Genomic DNA, 15,594 nt, shown 5'->3' with positions numbered 1-15,594 from the left:
CCATCGCCTTTGAATCACAGCGAAACTTCCGTCTCGCTCTCCTCCGAACCCTCTTCCTCCTCCCACTTTTCCGCCTTGGTCTTCGGCTTCATCAGCGGTTCCGGCTTCACCTCGCGCACCGGCTTGTTGTGCAGCATCTGCCGGCCGGCGGCGAGGCCTTCGACGGCCTGAAGCTCCAGCCGCTGCTCGTCGCGTTCGCGAATATCGTCGGCAATCGCCAACGCCCTTTCGCCGTCCATGTCGAGTCCCTCCAGAATGCGCCTGCCGAACAGCAGGCCGGATTCCAGCGTTTCGCGGATTTCATATTCCACGCCTCTTTTCCTGAGGTCGAGGGAATGCACGCGGTCATAAGAGCGGGCATAGATGCGCACGCTTGGAAATTCTGACTGGATCATGTCGATGATACGGTCGGTGACCTCCTTTTTATGGGTGCAGACCGCCACGAGATCGGCCCGCTCTATGCCTGCGGCGATCAGCACGTCCTTGCGGGTGCCGTCACCGAAAAAGATGCGAAAGCCGAACCGGGCGGCCTGACGCACGCGGTCGGCGGAACTGTCGATGACGGTCACGTCGCGCCCGCCGGCGAGAAGGATCTGCGAGGCAATCTGGCCGAAGCGGGAAAAGCCGATCATCAGCACATCCGCGCCCGCCCCGTCGAAATCCTCTTCCAGCTTGTCCTCTTCCGCATCCTCCGCCGTCAGCCGCCGCGAAATCACGGCCAGAAGCGGCGTCAGCGCCATGGAAAGCGTGACAACGGCAACGAGGATCGAGGCGGTTGCCTGCGGAAACAGCCCGGAGGCCGCCGCCGTGGTGAAAAGCACGAAACCGAATTCGCCGCCCTGCGCCAGAAGCAGCGCAATCCGGCTCGATGCATAACGCGAGGAGCCCGCGATGCGGCAGAGGCCATAGATCAGGGCAGCCTTCACCGCCATCATCGCCGGCACGGCGATCAGGATGAGGACGATGTGCTCATAAACGATATGGATGTGCAGTGACATGCCGACGGCCATGAAGAACAGCGCCAGAAACAGCCCGCGAAACGGCTCGATATCGGCCTCCAGCTCATGGCGATAGGAAGATTCCGACAGCATCAGCCCCGCCAGCAGCGCACCCATGCCCATGGAAAGCCCGACCATCTCCATGATGGCGGCAGCACCGATGACGACAAAAAGGGCGGCCGCGATCATCACTTCACGCGCACCCGTGCGGGCGATGATCTGGAACATCGGCGTGAGCAGGTAACGCCCGGCCAGCACCATGCCCGCCACCGCAACGACGGAGGCGATGAGATCGGACACCATCGAATCCGTCGGCACATCCGGGCGGTTGGAAAGAATGGTGACGAGGGCAAGAAGCGGCACGATGGCAAGGTCCTGAAACAGCAGGATAGAGAAGGACCGGTTGCCATGCCGCGTATTCATGTCGCCGTCATCGGCAAGGATTTGCAGCGCAAAGGCGGTGGAGGAAAGCGCAAGACCGAAACCCGCAACCACGCTTCCCCGCCAGTCGATCAGCCCCGCCCACCATGCAATGGCCGCCAGCACGCTGCCGGTCACCAGCACCTGAGCCAACCCCAGGCCTAAAATATCGCGCCGCATCTGCCAGATGCGTGAAGGCTTGAGCTCAAGGCCGATGATGAAGAGCAGGAAAACGACGCCCAGTTCCGAGACGTTGAAGATGTCCTTCGCATCCGTGACCAGATGCAGGAACGGGCCGATGATGATGCCGGCGACCAGATAACCGAGCACGGTGCCAAGCCCGAGCTTGCGGAAAACGGAGGCCGCGATGACTGCGCCGGCCAGAAGCAGCAATGGTTCGGAAAAGAGAGCGTCGTGCTCGGTCATGCGGGCGGACTTTCGAATAGGGTGGCGACAAAACCGTCCGAATGGAGAAAGCGGCGTTTCGCCCTTGATGCGGGGTTGCTGGCACAATAAATGGAACAGGAATGAAAGGCCAACTCATGTCCTCAGAAATAGATTCTTCCAAACTTCTCGATCGTGCCAGCGAACTTGTCGATCTTGCCCGTGCCGCCGGTGCGGATGAGGCGGATGCCGTTGTGGTCCGCTCCCGCTCGCAATCCGTCGGCGTGCGGCTCGGCAAGGTGGAAAGCACCGAATCCTCCGAAAGCGACGATTTTTCCCTGCGCGTCTTCGTTGGCCGCCGGGTGGCGAGCGTGTCCGCCAATCCCGGCTTCGATCTGAAGACGCTGGCGGAACGGGCCGTCGCCATGGCCAAGGTCTCGCCGGAAGATCCCTTTGCCTGCCTGGCGGACAAGGAGCGGCTTGCGACGTCCTATGACGATCTTGAGCTTTTCGATGCGACTGAGGTATCGGCCGATCAGCTGCGTGAGGCAGCCCTTGCTTCTGAAGAAGCAGCACTCGGCGTCAAGGGCGTCAGCAATTCCTCCGGTGCCGGCGCATCGAGCGGCATGGGTGGTCTCGTCCTCGCTACGTCACACGGTTTTTCCGGCAGCTATATGGGCAGCCGTTTCAGCCGCTCCGTCAGCGTCATCGCCGGCCAAGGCACGAAGATGGAGCGCGACTACGATTTCGACAGCCGCCTTTATTATGCCGATCTCGATGCGGCCGAGGAAATCGGTCGCCGCGCCGGTGAAAAAGTCGTGCGGCGTGTCGGCCCGCGTCAGGTCGATACCGGCAGCAACATCACTGTGGTTTTCGATCCACGCATCGCCCGCGGCTTCGTCGGTGCGATTGCCGGCGCGATCAACGGCGCTTCGGTTGCCCGCAAGACCAGCTTCCTGCGCGACAGGATGGGTCAGCAGGTTCTGAAAAAGGGCCTCTATCTCACCGATGACCCGCAGATCGTGCGCGGCCCGTCCTCGCGTCCCTTTGATGGCGAGGGCGTCAGGGGCGAGAAGATGACGATGATCGAGGATGGTGTTTTGAAGCACTGGTTCCTTTCCACTTCGGCGGCGCGGGAACTTGGCCTTGAAACCAACGGGCGCGGCGTGCGCGGCGGCACGGCGGTTTCGCCGGCCTCTACCAATCTCGCGCTGGAGCCGGGCGATCTCTCGCCGGAGGACTTGCTGAGGCAGGTCGGAACCGGCTTTTACGTCACCGAGCTGATCGGCCACGGCGCCAACATGATCACGGGTGAATATAGCTGCGGCGCCAGCGGTTTCTGGATCGAGAATGGCGAAAAGACCTTCGCGGTTTCCGAGGTCACCATTGCCTCGAACCTGAAGGACATGTTCATGCGGGTCACGCCGGCCAATGATATCGATCGCAAATACGGCGTCGCGGCCCCGACGCTCGCCATTGAAGGCATGACGATCGCGGGCAAGTGAGGCGGCCTGCGGGTTGTTTTCGCCGACACTTTATGTGCAAGTGCGAAGAGAAAAACGGGCGCGCCGTTTGAGGCGCGCGGAAAAGACGGCAAAATGAACGATATGGCTGAAGCCCGCTGGGCCTCCGATCTGCGGCTGGTCCTTAAAGCCGCCCGCAAGGCGGGTGAGACGGCCCTCGGTTTCTTCCGCAAGGATCCCGAGGTCTGGTGGAAAAATGGCGGGCTTTCGCCGGTCAGCGCGGCCGATTACGCCGCCAATGAAATCCTCGAAACCATCCTGCGCTCCGCCCGGCCGGATTATGGCTGGCTTTCCGAAGAGACGGATGACGATACCGACAGGCTTTCCCGCTCCACCGTCTTCGTCGTCGACCCCATTGACGGTACCCGCGCCTTCATCGGCGGCCGGGATACATGGTGCGTCAGCGTCGCGGTGGTGCATGAAGGCCGACCGGTGGTCGCGGCTCTTGTCGCTCCGGCGCTTGCGGAGGAGTTTACCGCATTTGAAGGTGGTGAAGCTCTGAAGAACGGGTCACCCGTTTTTGCCGCGCGCGAAAATGCCGGCATCTTCCATCTGGCAGCGCCCGAAGACGTGATCACGCATCTGCCGGAAGAGGTGCGCAGCACCGTCAAACGCATTCCACACGTGCCCTCGCTCGCCTACCGGCTGGCCATGGTGGCGGATGGCCGCATCGACGGAACGCTGGTCAAGGCCAACTCGCATGAGTGGGATCTGGCCGCCGCCGACCTCATTCTGGAGAAGGCCGGCGGTCGTCTGGTCGGGCTCGATGGAAAACCTCTGATGTATAATCGCCGGCAGGTTAACCACCCCGCATTGTGCGCTGCAGCAGATTATGCGCTGCCTGCACTTTTGAAAGCGTTTTCACATCTGTCTGACAGTTGACGTTTGCCGGGAAATCCCGCAGATGAAGGCCTCTCTCAGCGTTTAAGAAAGAGACTAAGAAATGACGGAATCTGGCAAACCGAAACAGCTGCTGCACCTCGTCTTCGGCGGCGAACTTGAAAACCTTCAGGATGTTCAGTTCCGGGATTTGAACGCGCTCGATATCGTCGGCATCTATCCGGACTATGCTTCCGCGCTCACCGCATGGAAGTCCAAGGCGCAAATGACTGTTGATAACGCCCATATGCGTTATTTTATCGTGCATATGCACCGTCTTCTCAATCCGGACGATAAAATTTGAGTCCTTTTGCCCTTGCGTTGTAATACTATTGGGTGAAGGCGAGCTTTCCCGTGATTCCTGCGCGAGCGGCGCAGGCCGGGAATGCCGGAGCGAGAAAATGTGATCGCGCTTTCGTTTCCGATGACAAAAAATGACGCAATTTGAGAAGAAGTAGGCGGCGATAACAACCAGAACAGGGGCAGGGCATTGCGCGGAATGATCAAGGGCAGAATGTCATGAGCAGCCGTCTCGCACGTTTCGCTCTTTCCGGTTACCGCATTGCCGGTATCGCCGCGTACCCGTTCGCCAAGCCCTATCTTTCCTATCGGGCCGCGAAGGGCAAGGAAGACAAGCGCCGCCGGCTCGAACGTTTCGGTTATGCGAGCGCCGAGCGCCCGCGCGGGCCGCTCGTCTGGTTCCACGCCGCAAGTGTCGGCGAAACGCTTGCCCTCATCCCGCTGATCCGTGAAATCCGCAAGCGCGATATCTTCGTGCTTCTGACCACCGGCACGGTCACCTCGGCCGAACTGACCCGCACCCGGCTCGGCGATGACGTGATCCACCAATATGTGCCGCTCGACATCAAGATCGCGGTCAATCGCTTCCTCACCTACTGGGCGCCGGATGCCGCCATCACAGCGGAATCGGAAATCTGGCCGGTGACGATGATGGAGCTGGAGCGCCGGCACATTCCGCAGATCCGGGTCAATGCCCGTCTCTCCGACCGTTCCTTCGACCGCTGGAAAGCCCGGCATGATATTGCGGAATCGCTGTTTTCAAAGCTGGCGCTGGTGGTTGCGCAGTCCGATCTCGATGCCGAACGTTTCCGTGATCTCGGCTCCTGGCCGGTGGTGATTTCGGGTAACCTCAAAGGTGACACCGACCCGCCGCCCTGTGATGAGGCGCTTCTGGAGCACTATCGCAAGCAGGTCGGCAATCGCAAGACATGGGCCGCCATCTCCACTTTCGACGGCGAGGAGAAGGCTGCCGCCACCGTGCATGCGGCGATCAAGTCCCGCAATGGCCAGTTGACCATCATCGTGCCGCGCCATCCCGAGCGCGGCGATGATGTGGAAGCCATGCTGAAGGGCATGGGGCTCACCGTGGCGCGTCGCAGCCGCAATGACGTGATAACGCCGGAAACCGATATTTTCCTCGGCGATTCCATCGGCGAAATGGGGCTTTACCTGCGGCTGACCGAACTTGCCTTTGTCGGCCGCTCGCTGACGGCCGAAGGTGGGCAGAACCCGCTCGAGCCTGCGATGCTCGGCTGCGCCGTCCTGTCAGGCGCGCATGTGCAGAATTTCCGCGAAGCCTATCAGAAGCTCATCCGCGCCGGCGGCGGGCGTATCATCCGCGATGTCGAGATGCTGGCCAAGGCGGTGCATTACCTCCTGGTCAACGACAATGAGCGTTACAAGATGATCGATGCGGGCAACCGGGTCATTCAGGATATGCGCGGCGCTCTTTCTTCCACCGTCAAGGCGCTGGAGCCCTATATCAACCCGCTCACCGTTTCCGCCAAGCTGCAACCGCGGAGCGCCATCGGTTCATGGTAGCGGATATCGAACTCAACGCGGCGCAATTGATCGCCGCAGTCCTTTTCGACAAGGACGGAACGCTTTTAGGCTATGACGCCAGCTGGGGACCGGTGAACCGCGAACTTGCGGCCATCGCGGCCAAGGGCGATCCCGTTCTCGCCGACCGGCTTCTCTCCGCCTGCGGCATGGACCCCGTTACCGGTCATGTGGTGCCGGACAGCCTGCTGGCCGCCGGCAACACGGCGGAAATTGCCGCCGGTCTGGTTGCCGCGGGCTCGCCCTGCGATGTCGGGGAACTGACTGCTCGCCTTGACCGGCTGTTCACCGAGGCTGCGGATAAATCCGTGCCGGTGACCGATCTCAAGGCATTTTTCGCAAGGCTGAAGGCGCGCGGCTACAAGCTCGGCATTGCCTCCAGCGACAATGAAAACTCCATTCGACAGACGGCCATCCGCTTCGGTTTCGAAAACGACGTCGATTTCGTCGCGGGATATGACAGCGGTTACGGCACCAAGCCGCAGCCCGGCATGGTTCTGGGCTTCTGCGAGGCGATCGGCTTCCCGCCGGAACGCGTGGCCGTTGTCGGCGACAATAACCACGATCTGCACATGGCGAAAAATGCCGGAGCCGGTCTGCGTATCGCCGTTCTGACGGGAACAGGCTCGCGCGAAAGCCTGGGTGCGGATGCCGATTATTGTTTCGAGGACATTACCGCTCTCGAAGCGCTTTTGCCGGAACGGGCTCTCTGAACCCGGTTAGATTTCCGCCGGGCCCGGCATGGCCCCGTGGAACCGTCTAATCCATTTTTGCAATTTACGGTTTTTTCTGGCAAACAACCTCCTGACATGTGACAGGCGAACGGAATGCCGTGGGCGACGCGGCCGGGAGCGGGAATAGATGGTTTCTGAAGCGCCGCCGTTCTGGTGGCAGAAAGCGGGCTGGCAGGCGTGGCTCCTGTCACCTTTCTCGCTTCTTTACGGCAAGGTTGCCGGCCGGCGGATGCGAACGGCAAAAAGGGCAAGCGTTCCCGTTCCGGTTATCTGCATCGGCAACTTCACCGTGGGTGGGGCCGGCAAGACGCCGACAGCGATGGCAATTGCGAGAGCCGCCGTCGCAAAAGGCCTGAAACCCGGATTTCTCAGCCGCGGTTATGGCGGCACGCTTGACGTTACCACCCTTGTCGATCCCGGACAGCACCGATCCGCCGATGTCGGAGACGAGCCGCTGCTCCTGGCGCGCGAGGCCGTCACGGTCATCTCCCGCAAGCGCGTGGAAGGCGCACACCGGCTGGTGAAGGAAGGCGTCGATCTCATCATCATGGATGACGGTTTCCAGAGCGCGCGCCTGACGCTGGACTATGCGCTCGTCGTCATCGATACGGTGCGCGGCATCGGCAACGGCCATCTCGTGCCGGGCGGTCCGGTAAGAGCGCCGCTTGCCGAACAGATGCGGCATATGACCGGGCTCCTGAAGGTCGGCAACGGCCATGCGGCCGATGCGCTGGTCAGGCAGGCGGCAAAGGCTGCCAAACCCGTCTTCGTTGCGGCGATCACGCCGCAGGAGCCGCAGGATTTCAGGGGAAGGCGCGTGCTGACCTATGCGGGCATTGCCGACCCGGCCAAATTCTTCAGAACCGTCGAGGCGCTCGGCGGCGAGATCGTGCTGCAGCGCTCTTTCCCGGATCATCACCACTTCAGCGACGACGAGATCGCCGATCTTCTGCAGGACGCCGGCAAACAAAATTTGCAGCTGGTGACGACGGCCAAGGATGCGGTGCGGCTCAACGGCCACCACGGCCGGGCGGAAGAATTATTGTGGAACAGCCTGGTGATCGAAATCGACATGATGTTCGACGACCCCAATGCCGCCGCGACGATTATCGATACGGCGGTGAGAAACTGCCGCGCGCGTTTGCTGCGGGAAAATGCACGGACGTCGATTTAGAGTACCGAAGAATATAAACCGCTGTGCACCCACTTCTCCTCATTCCTGTGCTTGTCACAGGAATCCAGTCGACGCGCGTCCGCGCGGCGGGAAGAGCCTTGTCAGCCCAAGGACTTGGGCTGGCTGGATCCCTGTGACGAGCACAGGGATGAGGGTGGAGAGTTGAGCAGTCTCAGCGTGAAAAGAAGCGTTCTCACGCATGGCTCTTTATGGGCGTGCTTCCGCGCCCTTATCAGGCGGGCAAATTACCAGCCTTCTTTTCGGCCTCCAGCGAAGCCGCCGCATCCACATAGGCTTCCTGCCTCGCCACGCTCCAGTAGCGCAGCTCATCAACCGGGATTGTCTTGCCTGTCATGGCGCAGATGACATGCGAGCCGGTCTGGACGATGCGGAAGTCACCGTCGAGATATTCGATGACGGCGAGGCGGTTGCCGCCTCCTTCAAATCTGTTCATCCGTTTTCGTCTCCTGCTCTGTCCTGTCAGGGCACCCAGTCCGAAACGGCGTAGCGTTTTCCTGAACAATCCGGATGCTCCAGTATCCTGAATTTATATAGGCCGGCGCGGCGCAAGGCCAGCCCCGCCTGCTTGCGGCTGGATGAAGGTGTCAGCTGCGGCCGAAGAGCCGTTCTATATCGGAAAGTTTCAGTTCGATATAGGTCGGTCGGCCATGATTGCATTGACCGGAACCCGGCGTGTTTTCCATCTGCCGCAGAAGCGCGTTCATCTCTTCCGGCCGCATACGCCGGCCGGAACGCACCGAGCCGTGGCAGGCCATGGTGGCCGCGACATATTCCAGCTTGTTGGCAAGCGTGGAGGCGGCGTCCCATTCGGCGATCTCGTCGGCAAGCTGACGCACCAGCCCCTGCACATTGACCTCACCCAGCATGGCAGGTGTTTCCCGGACGGCGACCGCGCCCGGCCCGAAACGTTCGATGACGAGCCCCAGTGCATCGAACCCGGCGGCGTGATCCATCAGCCGGTCGCAATCCTCTTCCGGCAGGTCGATGATTTCAGGGATGAGCAGCACCTGCGACGGGGGACGCCGGGAATGCAGTGCATTGCGCATTTCCTCAAACACCAGCCGCTCATGCGCGGCATGCTGGTCGACGATGACAAGGCCGTTCTCCGTCTGGGCGATGATGTAGTTCTCGTGCAGCTGCGCCCGCGCGGCGCCGAGCGGGTAAAGCACGGGTTCCGGCGAGGGGCTCGTGGCGGTCTCGTAAATCTCCCGAGGCTCGGCCCGCGCCGTCGGCATGGTGATGTCGGAAAAGCGCGATTGCACCGCCTCGGCAAATTGCATGTCCCCAGAAACCGCAAGCGGCCGCGACGGTGAGGTGGCGGCGGACCACGGCGCGGCTGCTGCCATGGAAGGCGAGGGCCTGATGCCGGACGGGCTATAGCCGGGGCGGAACGCATTCATCATCTGGCTCGCGCCCGTCGTCGCGGCCCTGTCGCCGTCGCGCGTCAGCGCCTGGCGGATCGCGCCGACGATCAGCCCGCGAATGAGGCCGGGATCACGAAAACGCACGTCGGATTTCGCCGGATGCACGTTCACATCCACAAAGGCGGGGTCAAGCGTGATGGACAGCACCGCGACCGGATATCGCCCATGCGGCACGGTTTCGGCATAAGCGCCGCGAATGGCGGATAAAAGCAGCTTGTCCTGCACCGGGCGGCCATTGACGAAGACATATTGATGCGCCGAGTTGCCGCGATTGAAGGTCGGAACACCGGCAAAACCGGTCAGCGTCACATCCTCGCGGCCGGCATCGATCTCGATGGCGTTGTCCTTGAACTCGGCACCCAGAATCTGCGCCATGCGGGCCAGATGATCGTCGCCGGTCGAAGGAATTTCGAGCGTCGAACGGTCGGTGCCTGATAGCACGAAACGGATATGCGGGAAGGCGATCGCCATGCGCTTGACGACTTCGGTAATCGCGGCTGCCTCGGCCCGTTCCGTCTTCAGGAATTTCAGCCGCGCGGGGGTGGCGAAAAACAGGTCGCGCACCTCGACGATTGTGCCGGCATTCGAGGCGGCGGGCCGGACATCGGAAACCTTGCCGCCGGTAACGGAAATCACCGAACCCTGTTCAGCGCCCTGTTGGCGGCTGGTAATCGTCAGCTTGGCGACCGAGCCGATGGAGGGCAGCGCCTCGCCACGAAACCCGAGCGTGCGGATATCATCCAGCGTATCGGAAATTTTCGAGGTGCAGTGACGCCTGACCGCAAGCTCCAGATCGGCAGGTGACATGCCGGAACCGTTATCGGTAATCCGCACCAGCCCCTTGCCGCCGCCCGCCGTGGCGATCTCGATCCTGGTCGCGCCAGCGTCGATGGCGTTTTCCACCAGTTCCTTCGTGGCGCTGGAGGGTCTCTCGATGACCTCGCCGGCGGCGATCTGGTTGATAAGGGTTTCTGAAAGCTGCTTGATGGCCATGATCGTCATTTTCGCGGATTCGCTACGGCTTCGAAAGCAAAAAACTCGGGCTGTGGAAATTTGCACATGTTTTACGGTCCCTTGGGCATTTGATCATTTCGGTCAACATGGCGTTAAGCGTTAATCCGCCTTTAATCGGCCTTGATTATGGTGAGGCGGCTTGAAATGACCGCAGGAACGGGGCCGCCTTCGCCGGGCGGCGTGTGACGTCGACTATGGGTGAGCGTCATCTTCCCCTCAAGACTGCTTCAAGTTGCAAACCCTGATGTCTCTTTTTCGGAATTTTTCGTTTCATCCCGGCATTTGCCCTGGACGATTCCACTAGAAACATAAGCCTGACCCCTGAAAAACAGGCGGGAGTTTGCAGTTGAGTGATTTGGCGTCCTCTGGCGCGGGCGTTCATACGGTGATGCTTGATGCCCTTTGCGACGCGCTTGGCGCGGCGATCGTCGTTTACGACCGTAATGATCACATTATTTTTGCAAGCCGGAAACTCCTCAGCTTTTTTCCGCTGGAAGAGGCCGTCATCGGCCCTGGCGCGCGGCTGCGCGACTATCTGAGCGCGCTATATGATTGTTATCTGCTCGAGGCGGAAAGCCTCTCCGCCAATGCCCGCCCGCTCGGCCGGGAGGAATGGATCGGCGAGCGGCTGGCGCTGCACTGGAAGGAAAGATCGGAAAAAACCGAACGGCTGAAGGGAGAGCGCTTCCTGCGCTTCGTCATGAACCGCCTGCCGTCCGGCCTCGGCATCAGCGTGGTTGCCGATATTTCCGAACAGAAGAAACGCGAAGAGCAATGGCGCATCGACCTTGAGCGCGTACAGCTCGTTGAGGAAATTCTCGACAATCTGCCATTTCCCGTCTTCGTCAAGGATCGGAACATGGCCTATGTCGCCCTCAACAAATCCGCCAGCGCCCTGGTCGAAACCAGTCCCGAGAGCATTCTCGGCCGTACCGTTTTCGATCTCCACTCGCGCAAGGTCGCCGGACGGATCGATGCCGCCGATCGTATGGTGCTGGATAGCGGTACGCCGGCTGTCATTCCCGAAAGGGTGCGACGCCTGAATGGCGAAGAGGTGCTGACAATCACCCGCAAGCAGCGTGTGGGCCGGCCCGGCCGATATTTCCTAGTGACGACGATGGAGGACGTGACCGCTCTTGCCACCATCGATGCCAATGGCACGCCCGTCATCCCCTCGCTCGAACATGTTCCTTTCGTGGCCTCCATCTATGGCAGGGACGAGGAAACGGACAATCGCGGCGGGGTTTTAAAGAGCAAGGCGGTGTTGGTCGTCTCTGAAAACGGGCGCTTTGCGGAAGCCGCCGGTCGTCTTCTGACCGCGGGCGGCATGGACCATGCGGCGGTGACGAGCGAGGACGAGCAGCGCACATTCATCGATGTCGCGGCTTCCGCCGGTGTGAGCATCGATGTGGTCGTTGTCGACGCCCAGATGAGCGTCGCATGCCTCGATATTGCCGCCGCGCATGATCTGCCCGTCGTCACCATCGAGGAGGAGGAAATAGATGCTTCCCTGCTGCATTATCTTGCCGCTGGGTTGAAATCCTCCCCAAATGAGAAAACCGCTGACGAGGACTGGGAGATCATGACGGAGGATCTGCCCGAAATACTCAAGACCGGCGGCGTCTGCGAGATACTTCTCGTCGAGGATAACAGGGTCAACCAGATCGTCTTCTCGCAGATACTCGAAGGCCTGGGGCTTTCCTGGCGGCTCGCCACCTCGGGCGAGGAAGCCTTGCGTCTCTTTGTGGAACAGCCGCCTTCCGCCGTCCTGCTCGACACGACGCTGGGCGATATCGACGGCTTCGAGGTCGCCCGCCGCATGCGCGGCCTGGGCGGCGAGAAACATATTCCCATCGTCGGTGTCATCACCCACGCATTCGAGGGCGATCTCGACAAGTGCCGGGCCTCCGGCATGGACGATATGCTGCTGAAACCCGTCAGTCCTGACATGGTCGAGGCGGTTTTCCTGCGGCTTTTCGGCAAGGACGCCCTACGGCTGCAGGCCTGAAATTGCCATTGCCGGGAGGCTATGGCTTTTTTAATACTTGCCCTGCATTGTGAGCGCGGTCGACACAGGATTCACGAGATGCAGGAATGAAACGGGCAGAGCCGCAATCGTTGCAGGTCAGCCAGAACGAGTTGCAGGCGATGGCCTACAGCGACCCGCTGACGGGGCTCGGCAACCGCTACCGTTTGCGGGACAAGATCCGGATGCTTGCCAGCGAGCGCTCCAGCGATCCCGCCCCCTTCACGGTCGGCATTGCCAATATAGACGGCTTCAAACCCATCAACGATCTTTTCGGCGTGCAGGCGGGCGATGAAATCCTCTGCCAGGTCGCGCACCGGCTGAAGGCCTGCATTCCCGATGGCGCGGTCGTGACGCGCCATGACGGTGACGAATTCGCTTTCGTGCTGCCGCTGGTGTTCGAGCGTACTGGCGCCGAACGTATCGGCAACATGATCAAGGACGTGCTTTCTGCCCCTTATGATCTCGGCGACCGCAACGTCCGGCTTTCTTCCTCCTTCGGTTTCGCCATCTATCCCTTCGCCGGCGATGAATTCGAGGATTTGCTGAAAAGCGCCGAGACGGCGCTCTATCGGTCCAAGAGACGTGGCCGCGGCCAGATCACGGTCTATTCGCGTGAGATCGCGCAGGAGATGAAGCGCGCCACGCAGCTGGAACAGGCGCTTAGAAACGCCATCATCACCGATGCCATCGATGTGCATTTCCAGCCCATCGTCCGGCTGGAAGAGGCAAAGGTCATTGGTTTCGAGGCGCTGGCCCGCTGGAACGATCCCGATCTCGGTTTCGTATCGCCTGCGGTTTTTGTGCCGCTCGCCGAAGAGCGCGGTTTCATCGATGCGCTGTCGGAAGCCCTGCTCAGAAAGGCGGCGGAAGCGGCCCTGTTCTGGCCGCGTGAACTCTTCCTGTCCTTCAATCTCTCTTCCGCGCAATTGATGGACCCAAGCACGGCGGACAATATTCTGTCCATTCTCTCGCGTGTCGGCCTCGATCCGCATCGGCTGGAACTTGAGATCACCGAAACGGCTGTCATGACATCAGCCGATACCGCGCAACGCATCATCAGCGAATTGCAGAGCGCCGGCGTTCGCATTTCGCTTGACGATTTCGGCACTGGCCAGTCGAGCCTCGGCCGCCTGCGGGATTTCACCTTCGACAAGGTAAAGATCGACCGCGCCTTCGTGTCGCGCATCAGCAGCGATCGTCCTTCCGAACATATCATCAAGGCCATCGTCGCCATGTGCGAAGGGCTCGATCTCGAAGTCGTGGCCGAGGGGATAGAAGAACGGGCGGAAGAGGAAAAGCTGCGCGCGCTCGGTTGCGCCATGGGGCAGGGCTATTTCTACGGCCGCCCCGCCGATGCCGCCGCGACCCAGCGGTATCTGCACGAGAATTACCGCGAGATATTGTCGGATATTTCCTGAGACAGAGCGGTCTGGCGGCGGCTGCAAGGCGGCGGACGCAATCTCCAACTTCCCTCATTCCTGTGCTTGTCACAGGAATCCAGCCGACGCGCGTCTGCGCGGCGAAGAGAGTCCTTTCAGCCCAAGGACTTGGGCTGGCTAGATTCCTGTGACAAGCACAGGAATGAGGAGAGTGCGGTGCGTGCCGCGTCTCAGAGCCTGTAAAGCGGCTCAAACCGGCCCTTGACGTCAACCCCGAGCTCGAACGTCAACCCATGCTGCGGATTGGCGGCAATGGCGTCGTCGTCTAGATGTTCGCGCGCCGAGGTGACAAGAAGGCGCGACGCGTCGGGGCCGATGAAGGCCGGGCAGGTCGTCTGTTTGCCGGGCACCTCATATCGGGCGATGTGATTGCCGTCCGTATCGTAACGATCCACCGCACCCTCACCCCAGCGAGCGTTCCAGATATGCCCTTCGGCATCGCAGACGGATCCGTCCACGCCGCCTTTGATACCCGTGGAATCGATGAAGACTTCAGCCTTGCCGGAGGGCAGGCCGGTCTCGGCATCAAGCGGCACCCGCATCAGCTTGTTCACCTTGGTATCGACGTAATATCCCGTCGCCCCATCGGGCGAGAAGCAGATCGAATTCGGAATGCTGATCTCGCCAAACAGCTTCGTCACGGTGCCTTTGGAAACATGATAGACGCTGCCCGCGCCTGTCTCCGCCTTGCGACCCATGGTGCCGATCCACAGCGCGCCGGAGGGGTGCATGCGCCCGTCATTGGAGCGGTTGCCGGGCAAATCCTTTTCCAGCTCCGCATGCAGCGTCAGCACGCCGGTTGCCGTGTCTCGCAGGAAAAGTCCGTCATCGGAGGCGATCAGCTGTTTGCTGTCGCTGACCTTGGCGAGCGCACTGCCCATGAAGGGCAGGGCATGCACGGTCTTGCGGCCGGAGGCGAGATGCAGCTCGTGCAGTTCCCGCTCGAGAATATTGAACCACCAGGCGGTGCCGGTCGCAGGGTCGAAGGTCGGGCCTTCGCCGAGTAGCATCGGCGTCTCGTCCAGAACACGTCCGGCAAAGGGAAAAACAGTCGCCAAGCTCTTATCCTCCGATGGCTGCATCATAGGCTGAAAGTGTGACAGTGGCGCGTTCGCGCACCTCCGCCGCCGTCATGCCCGGCTTATAAAGGCTGGTGCCAAGCCCGAAAGCCGTAATGCCGGCGTTGGTATATTCCGCGAAGTTCCTGTCCGAGACGCCGCCGACGGCGGCGATGACCAGATCCTTCGGCAGGATGGTCCGGATCGCATTGATACCCGCGGGGCCGATGATGCTGGCGGGAAAGAACTTCAGCCCGGTCGCCCCGGCCTTTGCGGCCACCAGCGCCTCGGTGGGGGTGAGAACGCCCGGCATCGTCACCATGCCCTTGACGCGGGCGGCGACGATAACGTCGGCATCGGCATTGGGGCTGACCATCAGCTTGCCGCCGGCCGCATCCAGCGATTCCACCTCTTCCACGCTAAGCACGGTGCCGGCGCCGATCAGGCAATCGGCGGGCGCCATCTTTGCGGCGATCTCGATCGAGCGGAACGGATCGGGCGAATTGAGCGGGATTTCGATGGCGCGGAAGCCGGTCTCGATCAACGCGCCGACAACGCCTTCGGTTTCCTCGGGCTTCAGACCGCGCAGGATGGCGATCAGCGGATATTTGATGGAAGGGAAGGGAATACGCATGAT

General features: G+C 61.1%; 13 protein-coding genes. 8 read left to right on the top strand and 5 right to left on the bottom strand.

From position 1 onward, the window contains the following. Nucleotides 1-14: 14 nt before the first annotated feature. Nucleotides 15-1,844, bottom strand: coding sequence for a monovalent cation:proton antiporter-2 (CPA2) family protein (locus V6R85_RS04360; RefSeq protein WP_060722959.1), 1,830 nt, complete (start codon nt 1,842-1,844; stop codon nt 15-17). Between the two features lie 116 nt (nt 1,845-1,960). On the opposite strand from V6R85_RS04360, the gene V6R85_RS04355 reads away from it, so the two are divergent. The 6 genes from V6R85_RS04355 (at nt 1,961) to lpxK (ending at nt 7,972) form a co-directional block, all read left to right on the top strand. Next, nucleotides 1,961-3,307: a TldD/PmbA family protein gene (locus V6R85_RS04355; protein ID WP_111833679.1), complete on the top strand. Its 1,347-nt coding sequence runs from the start codon at nt 1,961-1,963 to the stop codon at nt 3,305-3,307. Nucleotides 3,308-3,400: 93 nt separating this feature from the next. Further along, the gene (locus tag V6R85_RS04350; RefSeq protein ID WP_003503157.1) at nt 3,401-4,207 is read left to right on the top strand and encodes a 3'(2'),5'-bisphosphate nucleotidase CysQ; all 807 of its coding nucleotides are present in this window, start codon (nt 3,401-3,403) and stop codon (nt 4,205-4,207) included. Nucleotides 4,208-4,268: 61 nt separating this feature from the next. Then, a complete protein-coding gene (locus V6R85_RS04345; RefSeq protein WP_003503155.1) occupies nt 4,269-4,508 on the top strand; it encodes a DUF4170 domain-containing protein in 240 nt (79 codons plus the stop codon). A 215-nt stretch (nt 4,509-4,723) separates the two neighbouring features. Next, nucleotides 4,724-6,046, top strand: coding sequence for a lipid IV(A) 3-deoxy-D-manno-octulosonic acid transferase (gene waaA / locus V6R85_RS04340; protein WP_020010543.1), 1,323 nt, complete (start codon nt 4,724-4,726; stop codon nt 6,044-6,046). Further along, nucleotides 6,040-6,777, top strand: a complete 738-nt coding sequence (locus V6R85_RS04335; RefSeq protein WP_111833678.1) for an HAD family hydrolase — start codon at nt 6,040-6,042, stop codon at nt 6,775-6,777. The genes waaA and V6R85_RS04335 overlap by 7 nt, the downstream gene beginning before the upstream one ends. A gap of 148 nt (nt 6,778-6,925) precedes the next feature. After that, nucleotides 6,926-7,972, top strand: a complete 1,047-nt coding sequence (lpxK, locus tag V6R85_RS04330; protein WP_111833677.1) for a tetraacyldisaccharide 4'-kinase — start codon at nt 6,926-6,928, stop codon at nt 7,970-7,972. Between the two features lie 232 nt (nt 7,973-8,204). Here the strand turns inward: lpxK and V6R85_RS04325 are convergent, their stop codons facing one another. Both V6R85_RS04325 and mutL read right to left on the bottom strand, forming a co-directional pair. Next, nucleotides 8,205-8,426, bottom strand: coding sequence for a DUF2093 domain-containing protein (locus V6R85_RS04325; RefSeq protein WP_003503147.1), 222 nt, complete (start codon nt 8,424-8,426; stop codon nt 8,205-8,207). Between the two features lie 151 nt (nt 8,427-8,577). After that, nucleotides 8,578-10,410, bottom strand: coding sequence for a DNA mismatch repair endonuclease MutL (gene mutL / locus V6R85_RS04320; protein ID WP_099086150.1), 1,833 nt, complete (start codon nt 10,408-10,410; stop codon nt 8,578-8,580). Between the two features lie 409 nt (nt 10,411-10,819). Here mutL and V6R85_RS04315 point away from each other — a divergent pair, with 409 nt between their 5' ends. Together V6R85_RS04315 and V6R85_RS04310 are read left to right on the top strand one after the other, a co-directional pair. Further along, the gene (locus V6R85_RS04315) at nt 10,820-12,439 is read left to right on the top strand and encodes a response regulator (protein ID WP_162695473.1); all 1,620 of its coding nucleotides are present in this window, start codon (nt 10,820-10,822) and stop codon (nt 12,437-12,439) included. A gap of 86 nt (nt 12,440-12,525) precedes the next feature. Then, the gene (locus tag V6R85_RS04310) at nt 12,526-13,878 is read left to right on the top strand and encodes a putative bifunctional diguanylate cyclase/phosphodiesterase (RefSeq protein WP_003503140.1); all 1,353 of its coding nucleotides are present in this window, start codon (nt 12,526-12,528) and stop codon (nt 13,876-13,878) included. A 191-nt stretch (nt 13,879-14,069) separates the two neighbouring features. Here the strand turns inward: V6R85_RS04310 and V6R85_RS04305 are convergent, their stop codons facing one another. Beyond that, the gene (locus V6R85_RS04305) at nt 14,070-14,957 is read right to left on the bottom strand and encodes an SMP-30/gluconolactonase/LRE family protein (protein ID WP_111833809.1); all 888 of its coding nucleotides are present in this window, start codon (nt 14,955-14,957) and stop codon (nt 14,070-14,072) included. Nucleotides 14,958-14,961: 4 nt separating this feature from the next. Continuing rightward, complete coding sequence (locus tag V6R85_RS04300; protein WP_003503136.1) at nt 14,962-15,591, bottom strand: 2-dehydro-3-deoxy-6-phosphogalactonate aldolase; 630 nt, start codon at nt 15,589-15,591, stop codon at nt 14,962-14,964. Nucleotides 15,592-15,594 lie beyond the last annotated feature (3 nt).

It is taken from the genome of Agrobacterium sp. CCNWLW32 (assembly GCF_037083425.1).
GTDB lineage: Bacteria > Pseudomonadota > Alphaproteobacteria > Rhizobiales > Rhizobiaceae > Agrobacterium > Agrobacterium radiobacter.
This window is presented reverse-complemented; position numbering and strand designations above follow the sequence as displayed.